The organism is Microvirga calopogonii (assembly GCF_003347665.1).
GTDB lineage: Bacteria > Pseudomonadota > Alphaproteobacteria > Rhizobiales > Beijerinckiaceae > Microvirga > Microvirga calopogonii.
On sequence record NZ_QDGA01000005.1, the window covers coordinates 129,934 to 150,542 of the forward strand.

Annotated in this window: 20 protein-coding genes; 13 read left to right on the forward strand and 7 right to left on the reverse strand. The window is 65.3% G+C overall.

The annotated features are described in order from the left end of the window. The first annotated feature begins 88 nt into the window (after positions 1 to 88). Complete coding sequence (locus tag DDF70_RS07580) at positions 89 to 2,485, forward strand: transketolase-like TK C-terminal-containing protein (protein WP_114944258.1); 2,397 nt, start codon at positions 89 to 91, stop codon at positions 2,483 to 2,485. A gap of 12 nt (positions 2,486 to 2,497) precedes the next feature. Here DDF70_RS07580 and DDF70_RS07585 read toward each other — a convergent pair whose 3' ends face one another. Further along, positions 2,498 to 3,124: a LysE family translocator gene (locus DDF70_RS07585; protein WP_114944259.1), complete on the reverse strand. Its 627-nt coding sequence runs from the start codon at positions 3,122 to 3,124 to the stop codon at positions 2,498 to 2,500. A 177-nt stretch (positions 3,125 to 3,301) separates the two neighbouring features. On the opposite strand from DDF70_RS07585, the gene DDF70_RS07590 reads away from it, so the two are divergent. Next, positions 3,302 to 5,083 carry an ABC transporter ATP-binding protein gene (locus DDF70_RS07590; protein WP_114944260.1) on the forward strand — a complete coding sequence of 594 codons (1,782 nt, stop codon included), beginning with the start codon at positions 3,302 to 3,304 and terminating at the stop codon, positions 5,081 to 5,083. Between the two features lie 104 nt (positions 5,084 to 5,187). On the opposite strand, the gene DDF70_RS07595 is transcribed toward DDF70_RS07590, so the two are convergent. Then, positions 5,188 to 5,910, reverse strand: a complete 723-nt coding sequence (locus DDF70_RS07595) for a fused DSP-PTPase phosphatase/NAD kinase-like protein (protein WP_114944261.1) — start codon at positions 5,908 to 5,910, stop codon at positions 5,188 to 5,190. A 307-nt stretch (positions 5,911 to 6,217) separates the two neighbouring features. Here DDF70_RS07595 and DDF70_RS07600 point away from each other — a divergent pair, with 307 nt between their 5' ends. The 9 genes from DDF70_RS07600 (at position 6,218) to DDF70_RS07640 (ending at position 14,385) form a co-directional block, all read left to right on the forward strand. Next, positions 6,218 to 6,499 (forward strand): acyl carrier protein, encoded by a 282-nt coding sequence (locus DDF70_RS07600; RefSeq protein ID WP_009490841.1) that lies wholly within the window; start codon positions 6,218 to 6,220, stop codon positions 6,497 to 6,499. A 129-nt stretch (positions 6,500 to 6,628) separates the two neighbouring features. Further along, positions 6,629 to 7,090 (forward strand): 3-hydroxyacyl-ACP dehydratase FabZ family protein, encoded by a 462-nt coding sequence (locus DDF70_RS07605; protein WP_114944262.1) that lies wholly within the window; start codon positions 6,629 to 6,631, stop codon positions 7,088 to 7,090. Then, a complete protein-coding gene (locus tag DDF70_RS07610; protein ID WP_114944263.1) occupies positions 7,090 to 8,214 on the forward strand; it encodes a beta-ketoacyl-ACP synthase in 1,125 nt (374 codons plus the stop codon). The genes DDF70_RS07605 and DDF70_RS07610 overlap by 1 nt, the downstream gene beginning before the upstream one ends. Positions 8,215 to 8,224: 10 nt before the next feature. Beyond that, a complete protein-coding gene (locus tag DDF70_RS07615; RefSeq protein ID WP_114944264.1) occupies positions 8,225 to 9,505 on the forward strand; it encodes a beta-ketoacyl-ACP synthase in 1,281 nt (426 codons plus the stop codon). Between the two features lie 3 nt (positions 9,506 to 9,508). Continuing rightward, positions 9,509 to 10,255 carry an SDR family NAD(P)-dependent oxidoreductase gene (locus tag DDF70_RS07620; RefSeq protein WP_114944265.1) on the forward strand — a complete coding sequence of 249 codons (747 nt, stop codon included), beginning with the start codon at positions 9,509 to 9,511 and terminating at the stop codon, positions 10,253 to 10,255. 47 nt (positions 10,256 to 10,302) lie between these two features. Next, a complete protein-coding gene (locus DDF70_RS07625; RefSeq protein WP_114944266.1) occupies positions 10,303 to 11,367 on the forward strand; it encodes a hypothetical protein in 1,065 nt (354 codons plus the stop codon). Between the two features lie 144 nt (positions 11,368 to 11,511). Beyond that, positions 11,512 to 12,534, forward strand: a complete 1,023-nt coding sequence (locus tag DDF70_RS07630; RefSeq protein ID WP_114944267.1) for a zinc-binding dehydrogenase — start codon at positions 11,512 to 11,514, stop codon at positions 12,532 to 12,534. Between the two features lie 138 nt (positions 12,535 to 12,672). Next, positions 12,673 to 13,608, forward strand: a complete 936-nt coding sequence (locus tag DDF70_RS07635; RefSeq protein WP_281024345.1) for a lipid A biosynthesis lauroyl acyltransferase — start codon at positions 12,673 to 12,675, stop codon at positions 13,606 to 13,608. Between the two features lie 39 nt (positions 13,609 to 13,647). Continuing rightward, a complete protein-coding gene (locus DDF70_RS07640) occupies positions 13,648 to 14,385 on the forward strand; it encodes a DUF1223 domain-containing protein (RefSeq protein ID WP_170316043.1) in 738 nt (245 codons plus the stop codon). On the opposite strand, the gene DDF70_RS07645 is transcribed toward DDF70_RS07640, so the two are convergent. From DDF70_RS07645 to DDF70_RS07655, 3 genes are all read right to left on the reverse strand, one after another. Continuing rightward, positions 14,386 to 14,997 (reverse strand): TPM domain-containing protein, encoded by a 612-nt coding sequence (locus DDF70_RS07645; protein ID WP_114944269.1) that lies wholly within the window; start codon positions 14,995 to 14,997, stop codon positions 14,386 to 14,388. Continuing rightward, the gene (locus DDF70_RS07650) at positions 14,998 to 15,822 is read right to left on the reverse strand and encodes a TPM domain-containing protein (protein WP_245435402.1); all 825 of its coding nucleotides are present in this window, start codon (positions 15,820 to 15,822) and stop codon (positions 14,998 to 15,000) included. A gap of 76 nt (positions 15,823 to 15,898) precedes the next feature. Continuing rightward, positions 15,899 to 16,504, reverse strand: coding sequence for a LemA family protein (locus tag DDF70_RS07655; protein ID WP_114944270.1), 606 nt, complete (start codon positions 16,502 to 16,504; stop codon positions 15,899 to 15,901). 146 nt (positions 16,505 to 16,650) lie between these two features. On the opposite strand from DDF70_RS07655, the gene DDF70_RS07660 reads away from it, so the two are divergent. Then, a complete protein-coding gene (locus tag DDF70_RS07660; RefSeq protein ID WP_114944271.1) occupies positions 16,651 to 17,292 on the forward strand; it encodes a LysE family translocator in 642 nt (213 codons plus the stop codon). Positions 17,293 to 17,852: 560 nt separating this feature from the next. Here DDF70_RS07660 and DDF70_RS07665 read toward each other — a convergent pair. Next, complete coding sequence (locus DDF70_RS07665; protein ID WP_114944272.1) at positions 17,853 to 18,353, reverse strand: hypothetical protein; 501 nt, start codon at positions 18,351 to 18,353, stop codon at positions 17,853 to 17,855. Between the two features lie 131 nt (positions 18,354 to 18,484). Here DDF70_RS07665 and DDF70_RS07670 point away from each other — a divergent pair, with 131 nt between their 5' ends. Next, positions 18,485 to 18,991 (forward strand): hypothetical protein, encoded by a 507-nt coding sequence (locus tag DDF70_RS07670; RefSeq protein ID WP_162820249.1) that lies wholly within the window; start codon positions 18,485 to 18,487, stop codon positions 18,989 to 18,991. 144 nt (positions 18,992 to 19,135) lie between these two features. Here the strand turns inward: DDF70_RS07670 and rlmN are convergent, their stop codons facing one another. After that, the gene (gene rlmN / locus DDF70_RS07675) at positions 19,136 to 20,449 is read right to left on the reverse strand and encodes a dual-specificity RNA methyltransferase RlmN (RefSeq protein ID WP_245435403.1); all 1,314 of its coding nucleotides are present in this window, start codon (positions 20,447 to 20,449) and stop codon (positions 19,136 to 19,138) included. Between the last annotated feature and the right edge of the window lie 160 nt (positions 20,450 to 20,609).

Consider the following 20,609-nt stretch of genomic DNA (forward strand, 5'->3'; position numbering starts at 1 on the left):
AGCAAACGCCCTCTGATAACGCTTGAACGTCGATGACGCCTGGGGCCATCCTGTTCGATGACGATCCGGGCGAACCTGAGAGGCCCCTATGACAGACGCGCGGCACCTGAGCATCTTGAAGGAACTCGAGCGGAAGGTGCTCTGGCTCTCCACTTGGACGATCCACAACGCCAACCATCTTCGCGCCAACGAGAACGGATTGAAGATCGGCGGCCATCAGGCCTCTTCCGCCTCGCTCTCGACGATCCTGGCTGCGCTCTACTTCTCGGTGCTGAGGCCCGAGGATCGGGTGGCGGTGAAGCCCCATGCCAGCCCGATCTACCACGCGATCCAGTATCTCTTCGGCCGTCAGACCCGCGAGAAGCTGGAGAATTTCCGCGGCTACAAGGGCGCGCAATCCTATCCGTCCCGCACCAAGGACATCGACGACGTGGATTTCTCCACCGGTTCGGTGGGGCTGGGCGTCGCCCAGACGCTGTTTGCCAGTCTCGTGCAGGATTACGTGAAGGCCCATGGCTGGGCCAAGGACAAGCCCGAGGGCCGCATGATCTCGCTCGTGGGCGACGCGGAGATGGACGAGGGCAACATCTTCGAGGCCCTGCTCGAGGGGTGGAAGCACGGCATCCGCAACACGTGGTGGATCATCGACTACAACCGCCAGAGCCTCGACGCGGTGATTCGCGAAGGCCTGTGGGAACGCTTCGAGGCCCTGTTCCGCAATTTCGGCTGGGACGTGGTCATCCTCAAGCACGGCTCCCTGATGCAGGAGGCGTTCAAGGAGCCTGGCGGCGATCGCCTGCGGGACTGGATCGATTCCTGCCCGAACCAGCTCTATTCGGCCCTGACCTACCAGGGCGGTGCAGCTTGGCGGAAGCGCCTGCTGGACGATCTCGGCGACCAGGGCCCCGTCACCCGCCTCATCGAGAAGCGGTCGGACGAGGAGCTGGCGCAGCTCATGTCCAATCTCGGCGGACACGACCTGCCGAGCCTGCTCGACGCCTTCGAGAGAGCCCGGCAGCACGACCGGCCGGTCTGCTTCCTGGCCTATACGATCAAGGGCTTCGGGCTGCCGCTCGCCGGCCACAAGGACAACCATTCCGGCATGCTGACGCCGACCCAGATGGAGGCCTGGCGCGCCGCTCAAGGGGTCCGGCCGGGTCATGAATGGGACAAGTTCGAAGGCTTCAAGATCCCGCAGGCCGAGATCGAGCGCTTCCTGAGCGAGGTGCCGTTCATCCAGAAGGGCACGCGGCGCTACACCGCCCCGAAGGTGCCGGTGCCGGAGACGCTCACCTTCCCGGCCAATCCCGCCATGTCGACCCAGCAGGGCTTCGGCCTGATCCTCAACGAGCTCGCCCGTTCCGACCAGGCACTGGCCGCCCGGGTCGTCACCACGGCACCGGACGTGACGGTCTCGACCAATCTCGGCGCCTGGGTGAACCGGCGCGGCCTGTTCGCCCGCGAAAGCCTGGTCGACACGTTCAAGAAGGAACGCATCCCTTCGACCTACAACTGGGAATTCTCGCCGAAGGGCCAGCATATCGAACTCGGCATCGCCGAGATGAACCTGTTCATCGTGCTCTCGGCACTGGGGCTGTCGCATTCTCTGTTCGGGGAGCGGATCCTGCCCATCGGCACCCTCTACGATCCCTTCATCTATCGCGGCGCCGATGCCCTGAACTATGCCTGCTACCAGGATGCCCGTTTCATGATTGTCGCCACGCCGTCGGGCGTGACGCTGGCGCCGGAAGGCGGCGCGCATCAATCGATCGGCACGCCGCTAGTGGGCATGGCGCAGGACGGGCTCGCCTCCTTCGAGCCGGCCTTCGTCGACGAACTGGCCGTGATCATGCGCTGGGCCTTCGACTACATGCAGCGCGACGGCGAAGGCGAGGCGAACGAGAAGACCTGGCTGCGCGACGAGACCGGCGGCTCGGTTTACCTGCGCCTGTCCACCCGCAGCCTCGAACAGCCGCAGCGCGCGATGACGACCGAGCTGGCCGATGACATCATGGCCGGCGCCTATTGGCTGCGCAAGCCCGGGCCGAACGCCCAGGTGGTCGTGGCCTATACGGGCGCAGTCGCGCCCGAGGCGATCGAGGCCGTGGGGCTCATGGCCGAGGACCGGCGCGACATCGGCCTGCTCGCCATCACGTCCGCCGACCGGCTGAATGCCGGCTGGACGGCTGCGCAACGCGCCCGCGAGCGCGGGCTCGTCCATGCCCGGTCGCACGTGGAGCGCCTGCTTGCCGACGTGCCGCCCCATTGCGGACTGGTGACGGTGATCGACGGCCACCCGGCGACGCTCGCCTGGATGGGCTCCGTCATGGGCCACCGCACGCGCTCATTGGGAGTCGAGCATTTTGGCCAGACCGGCACGATCAAGGATCTCTACCGCCATTTCGGCATCGACGCCCAGGGCATCATCGCGGCCGCCGAGATGATCGCACCCGGCCGGCCAATGCGCTACCTGAAGGCGGTGTGAGGAAAGCGGCCCTCAAGACTGCCCGGCCCTCAACGCCACCGTTGCAATGCCGGCGCCGATCAGGAGACTGCCGCCGGTCCGGTTGATCACGCGCATCGTCCGCGGGCTCTGCACGACGCTGCGCGCCCGCGACGCGATGAGCGCGTAGGTGATGACGTTTGCGAAGGCGAGGATCAGGAAGGTCGCCGCGAAGACGCTGACCTGAGGGAATAGATCGAGCTTGGGGTCGATGAATTGCGGCAGGAAGGCGATGAAGAAGGTCAAGCCCTTCGGGTTGAGCGCCGTGACGAGCCAGGCATGGCTCAGCATCTTGAGCGCGGAGGCCGCATCCGTGCGCGGTTTGGCGTCGAGCGCTCCACCGGCCCGCCAGAGCTTGATTCCGAGCCAGACGAGATAGGCGGCGCCGAGCCATTTGAGGACCGTGAACAGGGTGGCCGAGGCGGCCAGCAGCGCTCCCAGACCGAGGAGCGACAGGGTCATGGCTGTGAAATCGCCCAGTGCGACGCCGATTGCCATGGGTAGGGCGGTCCGCCAGCCCTGTCCAAGGGCATAGGACACGACCAGCAGGATGGTCGGCCCGGGAATGACGAGCAGGACGGCGGAGGCGGCCGTGAAGGCAAGCCAGGTTTCGAGTGTCATGGCAGGTTCCAATGCGACGATTGCGACATGCAGCCATGGATCCGCGGTCCTGTCGAGAGGAGAAGCAGGAGCAAAGCAGCGCCTGCAAGATCCTCAACCGAGCTGCGGATTTGCCGCCCGGGGCTTTTGCATGCTAACCGCGAGCCTTCCGAAATGAGAACTTCCTTAAGGCAGAGCATGGCCCGCAAGAGCCTCCTCCGGGGCGATACCCTTCCGTTGATCAGCCGCCTGTGGCGGGATTGGATGCGTCCGCACCGTAAGACGCTCGCCCTGGTTCTCCTGCTGGTGGGCTTGGTTTCGGGCGCCACGGGCCTGTACCCGGTTCTGATCAAGGCGGCCTTCGACGCCTTCGACGCCAAGGACGCGCAGGCAATCATGCTGGCGCCGCTCTTCGTGATCGTGGTCACGTCCGTGAAGGGCTTTTCGCTGCTTGCCCTGACGATCCTCACCAACAAGGTGGTGACGAGGATCGAGGCTGATATGCAGACGGCGCTCTATGGCCATCTGATCGAGGCTGACCTCGCCCAGATCGGGCGCGAGAGTCCGGCCGCCCTCACCCAGCGCTTCACCACGGATTTCGCGTTCATTCGTGAGGCGCTTACCCGTCTCTCGACGGTGTTCCTGCGCGAGGTCACGACGATCATCGCGCTGATTGCCGCGATGCTCTGGATCGACCCGGTCCTGACCCTGGTGGCAGCCGTCATTGCGCCCTTCTTCGCCTATCCGGTCGACAAGATCGGGCGGAAGCTGCGCCGGGTCGCCATCTCGACCCAGGAGCAGACGGGGCTGATGGCGAGTCTCATCACCGAGAGCCTTGCCGGAACCCGCATCGCCAAGACCTATGGGCTCGAACGCTATCTCAAGGCCAAGGCCGCCAAGACCTTCGACGACGTCCGCGGCCTCAAGATGAAGGCAGCCAACGCTCGCGGGCGGATGGACCCGATCCTGGAAACCGGCGGCGGCCTTGCGGTCGCTCTCGTGCTCATGCTGATCGGCCACAGGATCCTGTCGGGCAACAGCACGGTCGGCGATTTCACCGGTTTCGTCAGCGCCCTCGTCATGGCCGCGCAGCCGATTCGGGCGCTCGGCAACCTGAACGCCATCGTGCAGGAGGCTGCGGCGGCCCTCCACCGGACCTTCACGGTGATGGACGAGACCCCTCGGATCCAGGACAAGTCCGGAGCCGGGCCGCTCGCGCTCGAAGGCGGCGAGATCCGCTTCTCGAACCTCACCTTCTCCTACGATGGCGAGGCGGTGGCGCTCGACCATGTCGATCTGGTGGCCGAAGCCGGCCAGACCACGGCCCTTGTGGGCCGGTCAGGCTCGGGCAAATCGACCCTCCTGTCGCTCGTGCCGCGCCTCTACGACGTCAACCAGGGCGCTATCCTGATCGACGGACAGGACGTGCGGGACGTGACCCTGGCCAGCCTGCGCCGCGCCGTCGCGGTCGTGAGCCAGGACGTAATCCTCTTCGACGACACGATTCGGGCCAATATCGCTTTTGGGCGGCCGGATGCGACCGAGGAGGAGATCGTCGCGGCCGCCAAGGCAGCCGCGGCCCATGACTTCATCCTCAAGCAGCCGGACGGCTACGATACGTCGGTCGGTCCCGGCGGCGGACGTCTGTCGGGCGGCGAGCGCCAGCGCATCTCGCTCGCCCGCGCCTTCCTGAAGAACGCCCCGATCCTGCTGCTCGACGAGGCGACGAGCGCCCTCGATTCCGAATCGGAGCGCCTGGTCCAGGAGGCCATCCGCCGCCTCATGAAGGGTCGCACCACCCTGGTCATCGCCCACCGGCTCTCGACCGTGCGCAACGCGGAGAAGATCGTCGTGATGGAGGGCGGGCGCATCGCCGAGACGGGCTCGCACGAGGCTCTGATCGCCAAGAGAGGCACCTATGCCCGCCTCCACCGCCTGCAACTCTCTGACGACGAAGAGCCCAGTCGGGCGGTGTCATAGGATATTGGCCGCCGGGGACGACACGCGCGGTGTCGTGGCCGGAACAAAGCCGGCGATGGCGTGGGAGGCAAATGGAACAGTGTGATTCCCGGCCCTGCGGTCGACTATTCCCGCCGCATGATCCTGTCGACGAGGAGGCTCGACCAGAAGCTCGGGCGGAAGTTCCGCTCCAAAGTTTCGGAATCGTATTGCGTTTCGATCCAAGTCAGGAACGGGATACCCTTGGCCTCACCTTCGCGGCGGTAGAGGTCGAAGAACTCGTCGAGGATGCCCGTCTTCGAGAAGCGGAAATGGCCATAGCGCATGGAAAGCTGGCGCTGGGCCTCGTCAATGGATTTTCCTTCGAAAACAATCAGATAAAGGGCTGCGACGAAGCCCGCCCGGTCGGCGCCCGATTTGCAGTGCAGGACGGCCGGGTACTCGATCTTGTCGAAGAACTCTTTGGCCGATAGCAGGGTTTCCCGGTCCGGCGCTCCACGGGAGCGGACGACGAATTCCTCCAAATGGATGCCGAGCCGCTCGCAGGCCTCCTTCTGAAGCTGCCAAGAGCCATGCTCGCGGCCGCCGCGCAGGTTGATGATGGTGCGCACGCCCTCGCTTTTGAGGGCGGCGATCTGATGCGGGGCAGGCTGGGCCGAGCGCCACAGGCGGTCTGTCACCCGGTGTTTGTTGAGGTAGAAGAGGCGGAAGACTCCGTGATCGGCGACGAGCATATGGGCCCAGGCGCGCAGGCGGCCGGACAATCCCTCGACGGGCCGATCCCAGCGCGCGATGCGGGCCATGCGGCGGGCATAGCGGATTTCAGGCTTGAGGAACCGGTTGAACACGTCGATCCAAGCAATCTGTCAATGTAAGATCATTCGGTTTGCGACCGAAGGCGGACCTTATCGACGATGAAGGCCGATTAATCAATCGCATGTCTCGTAAGTAGTTGCCGCAGGCAGAAAAGCAGCCTCCAACCCACGTGAAGGCCTGAGGAATGCAACCAATCGGTTGCCGGTCTGCGGCCGGTCGTGTAAGGGGTGCGTTTCGAAACAACCCTCCTTGACGAAAAGAGCGGCTGGACACCGGGCTAAGACAAGCTTACCGGCGCTGAATCGTTGAGACCAACAAGCAGTTCAGGAGAGCGGCGTCATGTCGTCCACCTTCGAGACCGTCGCCGGCATCATTTCAGAGACCGCCGATATCCCACGCGAGCAGATCACGCCCGAGAGCCATGCCATCGAAGATCTCGGCATCGACTCCCTCGCCTTCCTCGACATCGCGTTCGCCATCGACAAGGCCTTCGGCATCAAGCTGCCGCTGGAGCAGTGGACACAGGAAGTGAACGAGGGCAAGGCTCCCGCCGAGGAATACTTCGTCCTGAAGAACCTCGTGGCCCGCATCGACGCTCTCGTGGCGGCCAAGCAGGCCTGATCGACACGAACAAACCATCCCGGCGGGCCGGCCGGTCGAGGCCGGCTCGAAGAGGCGATCCATCAGCGCTCCGCCTCATGGATTCTCTTCCCATTGAACCTGCCGGGGGCAAGACGGTAAGAGAACCGGATGCGCCTAGAATATTTCGAAATGATCGACCGGGTGACGACCCTCGACCGCGAGACCAAGCGGATTGAGGTGTCATCCACCGTCCCGCAGGAAAGCCCCGTTTTCGAAGGGCATTTTCCCGGCCATCCCCTGGTCCCCGGCGTTCTTCTGACCGAAACCATGGCCCAGGCCTCCGGCTATCTCGTGCTCGGCCTCATGGGCTTCACCCACATGCCATTCCTCATGGCCGTCGACAAGGCGCGCTTTCGCACCTTCGTCGGACCGGGTACGGTGCTCACCGTCCAGGCACAGCTGGAGCATGAGGGTTCGGGCTATGCCGTGACCAAGGCCAAGATCCTGGCCGAGGGCAAGCCGATCTGCGATGCGGAGCTGCGGTTCAGGATCATGCCCTTCCCGGAGGGCATGGACGGCCAGATGCGCGCCCAGGCGCGCCGCATCGGCCTTCTGGAGGAGACGGTTTGATGCGGGACGTCGTCATTACGGGAATTGGCCTCGTTTCCAGTGCCGGAGAGGGCCTGGAGGCGCATCTGGAGGCCCTCGCGGCAGGCGGTGCCCCGAACACGGATGCGGCGACTTTCGAGCCCTTCCCGGTCCATCCGGTGGTCGCCCTCGAATGGGACCGGCAGATCCCGAAGAAATCCGACCAGCGGCAGATGGAGGCTTGGCAAAGGCTCGGCTGCTACGCGGCGGGCCTTGCCCTGGATGCGGCCGGCGCGAAGGATGACGCGGCCCTAAAGGGCCGGATGCAGCTCATCGTCTCCGCCGGCGGCGGCGAGCGGGATTACGCGGTCGACGGGCAGATCCTCACGGGTCTGCGGCAGGCCGAAAACCCGGGCGTCTTCCTCAACGAGCGCCTTATGGGCGACCTGCGACCGACCCTGTTCCTGGCGCAGCTGTCCAATCTTCTGGCCGGCAACATTTCCATCGTTCACGGCGTGACGGGCGCCTCCCGCACCTTCATGGGCGAGGAATCGAGCGGCGTGGACGCGCTGCGCATCGCCCGTGAGCGGATCGCCTCGGGACAGGACGATATTTTCCTCGTCGGCGGTGCCTACAATGCCGAGCGGGCCGATGTGCTCCTGATCTACGAAATGGGTGGCTTCCTCTGGAAGAAGCCCTACGCGTCCGTCTGGGAGCGTCCCGCCGATGGCGGCGGCATGATTCTCGGTTCCGGGGCCTGCTTCCTGGTTCTCGAGTCCCGCGAGCATGCCGAGAAGCGGGGCGCCAAGGCGCTCGCTTCCGTCGCGGGCGTCGCGTCCGACCGCTCCCGCCGCAAGACCGGCAGCGTCGAGGAAGCGCTCCACGCTCTGTCGAAACAGCTCGGAGCGAAGCCCGACGTGGTGCTGTCCGGCGCCACCGGCATCAAGGGCATCACGGAAGAAGAGCAGGCGGCCTTGAAGGATATCGCGCCCGGCGCGGCGGTTCATGCCACCGGCAACCTCGTCGGCCATACCATCGAAGCGCAGGCCGCCACCGGAATGGCACTCGCCGCCGGGCTGATCGCCGAGGGAAAGGCCGGTGAGGCTCTCGTGACCTCCGTCGGCCATTGGCGCGGCGAAGGCGCCATCCGGCTCACCAAGGCTTGAGGAGAAGGCAATGGCACTCCGCGACAGACAGGGCCGCCCCCTCGTCGCCGTCACCGGCATGGGCGTGGTCACGTCCCTCGGCCAGGGCAAGGACGACACCTGGGCCGCCCTCACGGCCGGCAAATCCGGCATACACCGCATCAACCGCTTTCCGACGGAAGGCCTGCGCACCACGATCGCGGGCACGATCGACAATGTCGACGTCGAGCCCTTCTGCGCGCCCATGCTGTCCGAGCGCCTCGCCATGCTGGCCGCAGAGGAAGCCGTGGGCCAGTCCGGCCTCGCCCAGGAGAATTTCCCGGGAGCGCTCTTCATGGCGGTGCCTCCGGTCGAGATGGAATGGCCGCAGCGTGAGGCGCTGGCCAAGGCTTCCGGACAGGATGGCGACATCACCTACAAGGACCTCCTGAAGGCTGCGGGTTCCGGACGGTTCAAGGCCTGGCACGACCTGTTCATCTTCGGCACGGTGGCCGACCGGGTTGCCGACCGCTTCGGCACGAGGGGATCGCCGATTTCGCTCTCCACCGCCTGCTCGTCCGGCGCCACGGCGATTCAGCTCGGCGTCGAGGCGATCCGCCGCGGCGAGGCCGATGCGGCGCTCTGCATCGGTACCGACGGCTCCGTGAACCCGGAATCCCTCATCCGCTTCTCCCTGCTCTCGGCACTCTCGACGCAGAACGAGAACCCGGAAGCCGCCTCGAAGCCGTTCTCCAAGAACCGGGACGGTTTCGTCATGGGGGAGGGCGGGGCCGCTCTCGTGCTGGAAAATGCTGAAAGCGCGAAGGCCCGGGGCGCCACGATCCTTGGCTACGTGCTCGGCTGCGGCGAAAAGGGCGACGGCTTCCACCGTACCCGTTCTTCGCCTGACGGGATGCCTGCCATCACGGCCATCCGCCAGGCGCTGGAGGATGCGGGCGTTTCCCCTGAGGAAATCGACTATATCAACGCCCACGGCACCTCGACGCCCGAGAACGACAAGATGGAAGCCATGAGCTGCACCGCCGTGTTCGGCGAGCGCATGGCGAATCTGCCGATCTCCTCCAACAAGTCGATGATCGGTCACACGCTCACGGCGGCCGGCGCGGTCGAGGCGGTGATGTCGCTCCTGACGCTGGGCACGGGCCGCATTCCGCCGACCATCAACTATCAGGTTCCCGATCCGGCGATCCCGCTCGACGTGGTGCCGAACGTCGCCCGCGACGCGAAGGTGAACTACGTGCTGTCGAATTCCTTCGGGTTCGGCGGCCAGAACACCTGCCTCGTCTTCGGGGCCGAGCCGAAAGGGGCTTGAACCATGACCCGCGTTCTTGTGACGGGTGGCGGCAAAGGTGTCGGTGCCGCCATCGTGCGGGCGCTGGTGGCAGCCGGCCACGATGTGGATTTCACCTATCGCTCTTCGGGCGAGGCCGCGAAGGCCCTGGCCCACGAGCTGATGCAGGCCCATCCCGGCCGGAGCATCACGGCCCATGAGGTCGACCTCGCCGACAAGGCGGCTCTCGAGGCCTTCTGCGAGGCCATCGAGGGCGAGAGCTTCTTCGGCCTCGTGCACAACGCCGGCCAGCCCTACGACGCGCTCGCCGCCATGATGCAGCAGGACAAGGCCGAAGCCGCCATGCAGGTGAACTTCTGGTCGTTCACTCGCATCGCCAAAGCCCTCATGCGCGGCATGATCCGCGCCAAGGCCGGTCGCATCGTCGCCATCGGCTCGGTGGCGGCGCTTCAGGGCAACCCGGGCAACGCGGCCTATGCGGCCTCGAAAGGCGCGCTGATCTCCTATTGCCGCACGCTTTCCGTCGAGACCGCCAAGCGCGGTGTCGCCGTCAACGTGATCGCGCCGGGCTTCATCGATACGGACATGATGGCGCCCTACGCGGCCTATCGCGACAACATGGAAAAGCAGATCCCGGCTGGCCGCTTCGCGAAGCCCGATGAGATCGCGGGCCTCGCGGCGTTCCTCATGAGCGAACCCGCCGCCTACATTACCGGCACGGTGTTGCCCATCGACGGCGGCCTCACCTCGATGCTCGGCGTCCATCGGTAAGACGTTCTTCCCAGAGGCTAACTCTGCTGGTCATGTTATAAAGAGGCATGATCAGCTATGAAGACGTAACGACTCATGGAAGGCGTTCTGTCCTTCCTCCCGACCTGCAAAAGGCGGTCGCTCGGTTGGGCGAAGGGCCAGCTGAGTTGTTGGATGAAAAAGCGCTTTCAGCATTTGTCCTCGGCCTCCATCAGCTTCCTGTCGACGCCTATCCGCAAGCTGCGAAGGAAATTTACCTGAAAGGCAGGCTGTATCATCAGCCTGGGCGAAAGCGGCCTCACTTCCTCAGCCTCGTCTGGCCGACTAAGACGGAAAGCAATCTATTGCGGCAGCATTCGCTCCTGAAGTTTTTTTACCTCTTCCACGGCAGCGGGTATTTGCGCGAAGCGGCTCTCAAGGCTTGGAATGGACCGCTGGAGAGCCCGTTCCTGTTCGCCTGTGTCGCCTATCGATTGAACGATTGGGTCGGAGAGGTCCGACAAACGGCGTTTGCATGTGCGGAGAGGACGTTTCCGCAAACCTCGCCTGAGATAGTCGCAAAGGCCGCCTTCGTTCTGCTCGCGCGGGTCAGCGATTGGCAACGGTGGAGCGAAGAGGCTGCAATTCTGGAAGAGACCTTCTCTCGCCCCGATGTGATGGAGCGCCTAGCTTCGCTAGTTGTCACCGAAGCTACCGGACCAGTGGGCAAGGTGCTCACCTTTGCCCTGCGCCACGAAGAGATGGACCGTTATCTCCTGCGGATTTCCCAGAAGGCGATACAGCCATCCGTGCGTGCGTTAGCCCTCCGAACTCTCATTGAGGGGCGGACCCTATGGCCAGAGGGTTTGAGAAAAGAGTGGATCGACAAGTCGATGGGGCGCTTCAAGCTGGCTGTGGCTTATAGGGAGCGACCGATCGTCAGACCTGCCTCCCTCGATTCCCTGATCGCTCAGGGCGCCGCGGACCAAGCGGCAATGGTCCGAAGAATCGCGGCAGATGGTCTTGTCCGCTATCGGGCCTCCTTGAATGAGGTCGACCAACTGACGCAAAAATTCGCCGTGGATCGGAGCGCTTCCGTTCAGGAGCGCGCGAATTTCATCCTCAAAGAGCAAGAAGGGAAGGTGACGCGGTAGGTCCAGGATGCGCCCGGAACTTGCCATCCGCTCCGCCGCCCTTTAAGCCGCCGCAACCAGTTTCTCCCGTCATTCACGTCTTTGCTCCGTAAGCGGTGGAGCCCGGAACAAGACCGGAAGTGACGACGACAAGGATTTCGACCCATGCGCTCCCTTCAGCTCTTCGGCGACCGTGACCTTCGCATCACCGAGATGGAGGCGCCTCCGCCCCCGGCTCCCGGGGAGGTGCAGGTGCGGGTCAAGGCGCTCGCTCTCAACTTTCTCGATGTCTGGGGCTTTCGCGGCATGGCGTTTGCCAAGCGCAAGATGCCGCAGGCCGTGGGCGTCGAGGCCTCCGGCGAGATCGCCGCGGTGGGCGAGGGCGTGACCCGGTTCAAGGCGGGCGATCCGGTGACCATGTACGGGGCCGAGACCTGCGGCCATTGCCCCGCCTGCCGGAAGGGCTGGGACAATCTGTGCGAGAACGTCGCCGGCATCATGGGCTTCCATATCGATGGGTTTGCCCGTGAGCTGATCAACCGGCCCGAGCGGCTTGTCATTCCCGTTCCGCAGGGCGTTTCCTTCGAGCAGGCGGCTTGCGCGCCGATCGGCTTCGGCACCGTCCAGCACATGCTTTTCGACAACGCCAAGCTGGAGCCGGGCGAGTCGATCCTCGTCCATGCGGGCGGTTCCGGCATCGGCACGGCGGCGATCAAGATGGCCAAGGCCATCGGCTGCACGGTCTACACGACGGTCGGCGACGACGAGAAGGGCGAGAAGGCGAAAGCGCTCGGCGCCGATTATGTCATCAATTACCGGACCGAGCGCTTCGAGGGCGAGGTGCGCCGCCTCACCAAGCGCAAGGGCGTCGACGTGGTGTTCGAGCATGTGGGCGCCGAGACCTGGAACGGCTCGCTGCTCTGTCTCAAGCGCGGCGGACGCCTCGTGACCTGCGGCTCGACCTCCGGCGTGTCCACCACCATGAACCTGATGCAGCTCTTCCAGCAGCAATACCGGATCTTCGGCTCCTTCGGCTGCCGCATCGAGAACATCGCACAGTCGCTGGAGAAGATGGCCGGCGGCATGACACCCGTCATCGACGCCGTCTTTCCCCTCGACGAGTTCCAGAAAGGCCTGGAGCGGCTCGAGGGCCGGAAGGTTTTCGGCAAGGTGATCGTGACATTCTGACGTAGGTGCGGCCTCTGGTACAACCGGCAGCGCCATTACAGATCTTGACGAAACGGGCTCCCCGCGAAAAGACGCGGGGCCTTTTCTTTTTGATGCACCGGCTTCTCGCCGGATCTTCGTGCCAGGAATCGAAACGACGTGCACCAGCCCCACCGCTCCCGCAACCTTGTCTCGCGTCTCATCGGAACGGTCATGGTCGGCGTCGTGCGCGGCGTCTTTGCCTTCTCGCGGCTGTTGGGCCCGGAGCGCTCGGGCGCCGTGGGCGCCGCGCTTACCCGCACCTTCGGTCCACTGTTGCGGGCACACAGGACGGCGCTCGCCAATATCCGCGCAGCCTATCCGGAGAAGTCCGAGGCCGAGGTGAAGGCCCTGGCCCTTTCGGCGTGGGACAATCTCGGCCGCACGGGGGGCGAATATCCGCATCTCGGCCGTCTGTTCGATTTCGACCCGGACAGCACGGTGCCCGGCCGCACCGAGGTCGACGGCATCGATCACTTCCTCTCCTTGAGGGACGACGGCAAGCCCGGGATCATCTTTTCGGCCCATCTCGCCAATTGGGAGCTGCCCGCCATCTGCGCAGCGCGTTTCGGGCTCGACACCACGGCGGTGTTCCGCGCGCCCAACGATCCGGCCATCGCCCGCGTGCTGCACGAGATCCGCAGCGAGACCATGGGCAACCTGGAGGCGGCCCGCCAGGGCGCGGCCTTCGCCATGCAGGGCGCCCTGGAGAAGGGCGGCCATCTCGGCATGCTGATCGATCAGCATTTCACCCGCGGCGTGATCGTGAACTTCATGGGCCGCCCGACGCTGGTGAACCCCATCCTCGGCAAGTTCGCGCGCCGCTTCGACTGCCCGGTCCATGGCGTCCGGGTCATTCGGCTCCCCAACCACCGCTTCCGCCTGCAGCTCACGCCGCCGCTCGACCTGCCCCGCGATCCCGACGGGCAGATCAACGTGCAGGGCGCCATGCAGGCCATGACGGCCGTGGTGGAGGAATGGGTGAGGGAATATCCCGAGCAATGGCTGTGGATGCACCGCCGCTGGCGGGTTCCGGTCCCGCTCAACGTAACGTGAGTTTCCCTTAACGTCGATTTCGTGTTCGATAGCGGCACCATGGCGTCCCGTTTGACACTGACTTTGGCAGCCTTCGGCCTGGCCGCTCTCCTTCAACCTGCTCTGGCGGATCCGCCGCGCGCGGTCGTGGAGCTGTTCACGAGCCAGGGCTGCTCCTCCTGCCCGCCAGCGGACGAGCTCCTGGTCGAGTATTCCCGCCAGCCGGACATCATCGCCCTGTCCCTGCCTGTGAATTACTGGGATTATCTCGGCTGGAAGGACACGCTCGCGCATGTGGCCTTCACGGAGCGCCAGAAGGCCTATGCCCATTCCCGGAGCGACCGGCAGGTCTTCACGCCCCAGATGATCGTCAATGGCAAGAAATCCTGCATCGGCTCCGACCGGGACCAGATCGAGAAGGCCATTCAGGCGACCTCGAAGGGCCGCAAGGCCCTTCCCGTGAGCGTCACCGTCAATGAGCAGAACGGCCGGGTCACGATCACCGTCGACGAGACCCCCGACACGGCGCAGCGGGTGGCCGAGTTGTGGGTCCTGCCCGTCCTGAAGGCACAGACGGTGCCGATCGAACGCGGCGAGAACCGGGGCAAGACCATCACCTATGCCAATGTGGTGCGTGGCCTGAACCGCGTCGGCGAGTGGCTCGGCGGCTCGGCCCGGTTCGAAGTGCCGGTCGAAACCGCGCGCAGCGGCGGAGACGCCTATGTGGTGCTGCTGCAGAGCACCGATACGGCCCGGCCCGGCGTCATCCTGGGGGCCGCGAAGGGGCCTGGGTTCTAATCAAGGCAAGATAACGACCTTGTTCGGCAGCTCGTCCACGTCGTCGAGGCGCGGAGGCGCGTGTTCCGCCAGGATCGCGCCTGTGCGCCGGATGGCATCGAGGAGCCCTTCCGTCATGCGTCCTTCAACGATCGCATCGGTCAGGTCCGCGACGATGTCGGCCCAGATTTCCTCGTCGACCCGGTCCGAGATGCCGGTGTCGGCCAGGATCTCCGCGTGATGCTCGGCGAGCGCCAGGTAGATCAGCACGCCGGTCTTCTCCCGGGTGCGGGTGAGCCCCCGCCGCAGGAACTCGCGCGAGGCGGCCTCGTGGCCTTGCGTGCGCTTGATGGAGCGCGGCACCAGGGCATAGCGGAGCTTGGGCCAGGAGAGGAGGAGGCTCAGAGCGAGCGCCACTGCGAGCTGGACCAGGAAGATCCGCGACGTGCTGATCGACGTGAGCCAGATCAGCGGCCAGGGTGTGATCAAGGCTGCAAGAAGGCTCCAGAGAAGCGGGATCTCGCGGTAATGGCCGGCCTGCTCGGCCAGCACGAGGACAACCTCCCCGGAGGTATCATCCTCCACGTCGCTGATCGCCTGCGCGAGACGCGCCTGATCGTCGGGTGAAATCATCTACCAGCTCCCCGAAGCGCCGCCGCCGCCCGACGATCCGCCTCCTCCCGAGAACCCGCCTCCGCCGGACCAGCCTCCACCGCCGCCGGACCATCCGCTTCCGCCCGACCATCCACCTGGCGTGACGATCCAGGGGCCACGGCGCCCCCGCCGGATCCCGCCCGCACGGCCCGCGCCCATCATCCGCGAGATCAGGAAGAACAGGATCACGAGGATGACGAAGGCGACGAAGGGGTCGATGCCTGCGGTGTTGTCCTCGCGGACCTCGGCCCTGCGGTGCCATTCCTCGGCATCGCCGGTGAGGATCGACAGGATGGCATCGACGCCCGCATCGATGCCGCCGGCGAAATTGCCCTTCTGGAACTGGGGCGCGATGGCGGTCGTGATGATGACCTTGGAGAGCGCGTCCGTCAGGGCGCCCTCCAGGCCGTAGCCGACCTCGATGCGCACCTTGCGCTCCTGCGGCGCGACCAGAAGCAGGACCCCGTTGTTGTTCTTCTTCTGCCCGAGCTGCCAATGCCGGAACAGACGGTTGGCATAGTCCTCGACTGGGTAACCCTCGAGAGAGCGCAATGTGGCGACGACCACCTGGTCGGTTGTCTTGTCCTCGTGGGCCTTCAGCTTGGCTTCGAGGGCCGACCGCTCATCGGGCTTCAGGAGCCCCGCCGCATCGACCACCCGGCCGGTGAGAGGCGGAAAGGTCTGGGCGAGAGCGGGGAGGGCGGAGAGAAGGAGGAAGGTCGCGACGACAGCAACGATAAACGCCGAAACCCTCTCCCCCCTTGTGGGGGAGAGTTGGAGAGGGGGGTGCAGGCGGGCGCCCATCAAGGTCCGGCGCCGGCACCCCCACACTGACCCTCCCCACAAGGGGGAGGGGACGCGTGGTGCAGGCATCATCCGCTTAGAACTTCACCTCGGGCGGACGGTCGGAGCCGGCCGTGGCGGTGAACGTCTCCATGGGCTTGGCATCGGGGTAGACGATCGCGGCGATCCAGCGGCCCGGGATGGTGCGCAGCTCCGTGTTGTAGGCCTGGACGGTCGCAATGTAGTCGCGCCGCGCCACGGCGATGCGGTTCTCCGTGCCTTCGAGCTGGGACTGCAGGGCCAGGAAATTCGCGTTCGATTTCAGCTCCGGGTAGCGCTCGACGGTGGCGAGCAGGCGGCCGAGGGCACCGGAGAGCTGGTTCTGGGCTTCCTGGAATTGCCGGAACTTCTCCGGGTCCGTGACCGTGGAGGCGTCGACATGGATCTGCGTGGCCTTCGCCCGAGCTTCCGTCACCTGGGTCAGCACCTCCCGCTCCTGCTGGGCGAAGCCCTTTACGGTCTCGACCAAGTTGGGGATCAGGTCGGCCCGGCGCTGGTACTGGTTCTGCACCTCGCTCCAGGCGGCCTTGGCCTGCTCCTGCAGGGTCGGAACATTGTTGATCCCGCAGGCGGACAGCCCGAACGCCAGAAGCATGCCCGTGAGGGCGACGCGGATCCGGGTGGGTAAAAGCAAGGCCTTCATGTCTGTCCTTCTCGCGATTCGGTTCCACGAACCTTTGCCGGAATCAACAGATGGAGCACAGGCAGGTTTTCAACAAGCGGCTTTTCGGTGGCCGTGCACACGGGATTGAGGCATGATTCGGCCGCTTCACCGTCCGGATTCGTCCCATGACCTTCCTGCCCGACGTCAGTACCCTGCTCACCTATACCCTCGCGGCGATCCTGCTCTTCATCACGCCGGGGCCGGACATGAGCCTGTTCCTGGCGAAGACCATGGCCGGAGGGCGCAGGGCCGGCATGGCCTCGATGCTGGGCGCGATGACGGGATGCGGCGTGCATACGCTGCTGGCGGCGCTCGGCCTCTCGGCCCTGCTGGCGGCTTCCGTTACGGCCTTCACGGTATTGAAGATCGTCGGAGCCCTTTACCTGCTCTGGATGGCGTTCGATGCGGTGCGCAACGGTTCGGCGCTGCATGTGAAGGACGAAGGTCCGGCGGAGATCCCGTTCTGGAAGACCTTCTTCATGGGCGTGGGAATCAACCTCACGAACCCGAAGGTCGTCCTGTTCTTCGTGACCTTCCTGCCGCAATTCGTCGATTCGGCCGATCCGCACGCGGCCGACAAGCTGTTGTTCCTCGGCCTCTACTTCATCGTGCTGACGGCCCCCATGGGCGCGCTCCTGATCCTCGGCGCCGACAAGGTGGTCGCGCTCCTGCGCGGGCACCCAAAGCTGATGCGGGGGATCGATTATTCCTTCGCCGGCCTGTTCTCGGCCTTCGCCATCAAGATCCTGACGGCATCGGCGCGGTAGCGCTGCGGCCTTCTGCTGTCGCTGTCAAAGAGCCAGCACCTGTGGGCCCGCAGCTTGCGCTGCGAGCCTGCAGGGCTCGAGGGAGGTGCGAGAGGCCGCCGGCTCGATGCTAGGGTTGAGTGGAAGAGCCGGACGGCGCCTCGCACGCGGGATTTTTAGGCGTTTCGACTTGGCAGCCCACAGGCACCAAGGGCCTCCTGTCCGCCGGCTGCGTGACCGGCGGGCAGGCCCGCTCCCTGCCCCGACACTCGTGACGCCTCGCGAAGCGCGCCCCTCGGCGGGCGGGAATGGGCAATGATATAGCCGAGCTTGAGCCCGCTGTCAAGAACAAAGTGAGAACATAACGTTGTGCAATCCTCTGACCTCATCCTGAGGAGCAGCGTAGCTGCGTCTCGAAGGATCCTCCAGTGCGCTCGGGAGACGCCCTCGTCCTTCGAGACGGTCACTGACGTGACCTCCTCAGGATGAGGGCTGTGGGGGTGCTCGACAGACGTGGATGTACATCCCCGGATCAAGTCCGGGGACGGCCATGGCGCGGACATACGTCGTCGCGCCTTCTCTCACTCCTTCGCGGCAGGGGGAAGGGAAGGTGCGGCGTCGCGCCCTCCCCCGTCGCGTCCGGCGATGGCCCAGTAAACGAAGCCGGCAACCGCGCCGGTGAGGCCGAGGATGAGGCTTACATGCAGCTCCGCCGGCGAGCCGACCCGCGCGGCGCCTCGCAGGATCCAAGGCACGGCCGCCGTCAGGATGCCGGTGGCGAGCGCGTACCAGACGAGGCTGCGCATCCCCAGCACCTCGCTGATCACAGCGACGAACAGCGGCGGGAAGACGAGCAGCGTGAACACGATCCGGCCCACGGCCAGGAACGCGTCCGCCACGATGGGCCCAGGATCTTCCGCCGAGAACACCGCATCCAGCAGGGACCAGAAGCCGACGAAGACCGTGTCGCCGGTCAGCATCGCCATGACCGGATCGACGACGCTGGCGATGAGGAAGAAGGTGCCGCTCGCGCCGATGGCGATGAGAAGCGCGAAGGGGATGAGGATAAGCCAGCGGATCATGGGGTGGTTATAGGGCGAGCGCTCTCAGGTGTCTGCCGGAGACACTGGCCATCATGCGCGTGCTGTTCGCCAGACTAAAACGCACTACTTGAAAACCCGGGCGGCGGGCACGCATGGAGGAGATGGACGCCATGGCGACGTCGAAGCTGGACGAGCGGCGACTCATGAGCGACGAGGAATACACCCTCGTCGAGCAGACTCGTTATCCCGTGCTGGGCAAGCTGGAGGACGCGGCGCTCAAGGATTTGACCCAACGCCTGCGGGAGCGGCGCGACCGGGCGCGGGACATCGCCCATCGCCAGCGCCGTGAGGTTCGCGGCAAGGGGCGGCAGACGACTGCTTTTGAGAAACAGGATGCCGGCAACCGCCGGAAGGCGCGCATCCTGGCCGAGGCGCTGACTCGCATCAACAGCGAGCGCACGCATCGGAAAGCGGAAGAGCTACGCGCCAATGCCCATCGGGCACTCGCCCTGCGTCAGGGTATGGAGACATCGGCGCGACCCGATTCGGGCAGGACAGTGCGGAGTGGCATGCGCAAGAACACGAGCAGCCGCCGCGACCGGATCGTCAATCCGATGGATGTCGGACGCGTCTCGCAGGCGGGCAAACGCGCACAGGCCGTGCGGGACAATGCTTAGAGTACCAAGCGAGCTTCCGATACTCTTCCTGTCATCACCGGCCTTGTGCCGGTGATCCCGATTGATTGAGGCGCAGCACCTCACCGTATCGGGATGGCCGGGACAGGCCCGGCCATGACACGTGAGAGGGAGTGGTCTCGGAGACTACTCCCCGTTCCCCACCGCGTAGACGCCTTCCGCCCCGATGCCCTGTTCGGCCATCATGCGGGCGCGGGCGCGCAGTTTTTCCGTCTCGCTCTTGAGCTGGCCGCAGGCGGCGAGGATGTCGCGGCCCCGGGGGGTGCGCACCGGCGAGGCGTAGCCGGCCCGGTACACAATCTCGGAGAAGCGCTCGATCCGCTCCCAGTCCGAGCACTCGTATTTCGAGCCGGGCCAGGGATTGAACGGGATCAGGTTGATCTTCGCCGGAATGCCCTTGAGCAGGCGCACGAGCTCGCGGGCGTCCGCATCCGAGTCGTTCACGCCTTTGAGCATCACGTACTCAAAAGTGATGCGGCGAGCGTTCGACAGTCCGGGATAGGCGCGGCAGGCATCGAGCAGCTGCTTGATGTCGTACTTGCGGTTGATCGGCACCAGTTCGTCGCGCAGCTCGTCCCGCACCGCATGGAGCGAGATGGCGAGCATGGTGTTGGCTTCCGCGCCCAGCCGCTCCATCTGCGGCACGACGCCGGAGGTGGACACGGTGATGCGGCGGCGCGACAGGGTCAGGCCCTCGCCGTCCGACATGACGTCGATGGCGGCGATCACGTCGCCGATGTTGTAGAGCGGTTCGCCCATGCCCATGAACACGATGTTGGACACGAAGCGTCCGCCGTCGGTGGGAACGAAGGCCCCTTCCGGCGGCGTGGCGTCCGGCCAGTCGCCGATGGAATCGCGGGCCACGATGAGCTGGGCCACGATCTCGGCCGAGGTCAGGTTGCGCACGAGGCGCTGGGTGCCGGTGTGGCAGAAGGAGCAGGTGAGCGTGCAGCCGACCTGGCTCGATACGCAGAGCGTGCCGCGGTCGACTTCCGGGATGTACACGCACTCGATCTCCGCGCCCTTGTCGAGCGGGCCGGTGGAGGGCATGCGGATGAGCCACTTGCGGGTGCCGTCCTTCGACACCTGCTCCGACACCACCTGCGGGCGGGCGAGCGTATAGGCGGCGGCCAGCTTGGCGCGCAGCTCCTTGCCCACATTCGTCATCTCGGCAAAGTCTTTGGCGCCCCGGAAATAGATCCAGTGCCAGAGCTGGGCGACGCGCATCTTCAGCTCGCGCTCGGGCACGCCGATGGCGCTGAGCGAATCCTTGAGCTGATCGCGGGTGAGACCGACGAGCGAAGCGCCGCCGGGGGCGGCTCCCGCCACCACGTTCAGCTCCGCGGTCTTTTCGATGAACCCGGCCGCGCGCGCGGCATCGCTCACGGCTACGGGAGCCGCATTGGGGTTGCGCTTGGCGATGTCGAGCACCGTCGCCATGGGAAATCTCGTGCCTCGTTGTTGGGAATTAGCGAGCCTTATAACACGATTGCGTCGGAAAGGTGAGCTTCAAAAAGCAAAATTCCGGGCGCGAGGCTCGGAAGATGCTCATCCAGCTGTCACTTTTCAACCGCGCATCGTGCATTCGGCCCCTTACCTT

Excerpts from the sequence above, each read along its gene's own strand:
- DDF70_RS07580 (WP_114944258.1), top strand. The coding sequence starts at position 89 with ATGACAGACGCGCGGCACCTGAGCATCTTGAAGGAACTCGAGCGGAAG.
- DDF70_RS07585 (WP_114944259.1), bottom strand. The coding sequence starts at position 3,124 with ATGACACTCGAAACCTGGCTTGCCTTCACGGCCGCCTCCGCCGTCCTG.
- DDF70_RS07590 (WP_114944260.1), top strand. The coding sequence starts at position 3,302 with ATGGCCCGCAAGAGCCTCCTCCGGGGCGATACCCTTCCGTTGATCAGC.
- DDF70_RS07600 (WP_009490841.1), top strand. The coding sequence starts at position 6,218 with ATGTCGTCCACCTTCGAGACCGTCGCCGGCATCATTTCAGAGACCGCC.
- DDF70_RS07605 (WP_114944262.1), top strand. The coding sequence starts at position 6,629 with ATGCGCCTAGAATATTTCGAAATGATCGACCGGGTGACGACCCTCGAC.
- DDF70_RS07610 (WP_114944263.1), top strand. The coding sequence starts at position 7,090 with ATGCGGGACGTCGTCATTACGGGAATTGGCCTCGTTTCCAGTGCCGGA.
- DDF70_RS07615 (WP_114944264.1), top strand. The coding sequence starts at position 8,225 with ATGGCACTCCGCGACAGACAGGGCCGCCCCCTCGTCGCCGTCACCGGC.
- DDF70_RS07620 (WP_114944265.1), top strand. The coding sequence starts at position 9,509 with ATGACCCGCGTTCTTGTGACGGGTGGCGGCAAAGGTGTCGGTGCCGCC.
- DDF70_RS07625 (WP_114944266.1), top strand. The coding sequence starts at position 10,303 with ATGATCAGCTATGAAGACGTAACGACTCATGGAAGGCGTTCTGTCCTT.
- DDF70_RS07630 (WP_114944267.1), top strand. The coding sequence starts at position 11,512 with ATGCGCTCCCTTCAGCTCTTCGGCGACCGTGACCTTCGCATCACCGAG.
- DDF70_RS07640 (WP_170316043.1), top strand. The coding sequence starts at position 13,648 with ATGGCGTCCCGTTTGACACTGACTTTGGCAGCCTTCGGCCTGGCCGCT.
- DDF70_RS07645 (WP_114944269.1), bottom strand. The coding sequence starts at position 14,997 with ATGATTTCACCCGACGATCAGGCGCGTCTCGCGCAGGCGATCAGCGAC.
- DDF70_RS07650 (WP_245435402.1), bottom strand. The coding sequence starts at position 15,822 with ATGGGCGCCCGCCTGCACCCCCCTCTCCAACTCTCCCCCACAAGGGGG.
- DDF70_RS07655 (WP_114944270.1), bottom strand. The coding sequence starts at position 16,504 with ATGAAGGCCTTGCTTTTACCCACCCGGATCCGCGTCGCCCTCACGGGC.
- DDF70_RS07660 (WP_114944271.1), top strand. The coding sequence starts at position 16,651 with ATGACCTTCCTGCCCGACGTCAGTACCCTGCTCACCTATACCCTCGCG.
- DDF70_RS07665 (WP_114944272.1), bottom strand. The coding sequence starts at position 18,353 with ATGATCCGCTGGCTTATCCTCATCCCCTTCGCGCTTCTCATCGCCATC.
- DDF70_RS07670 (WP_162820249.1), top strand. The coding sequence starts at position 18,485 with ATGGCGACGTCGAAGCTGGACGAGCGGCGACTCATGAGCGACGAGGAA.
- rlmN (WP_245435403.1), bottom strand. The coding sequence starts at position 20,449 with ATGGCGACGGTGCTCGACATCGCCAAGCGCAACCCCAATGCGGCTCCC.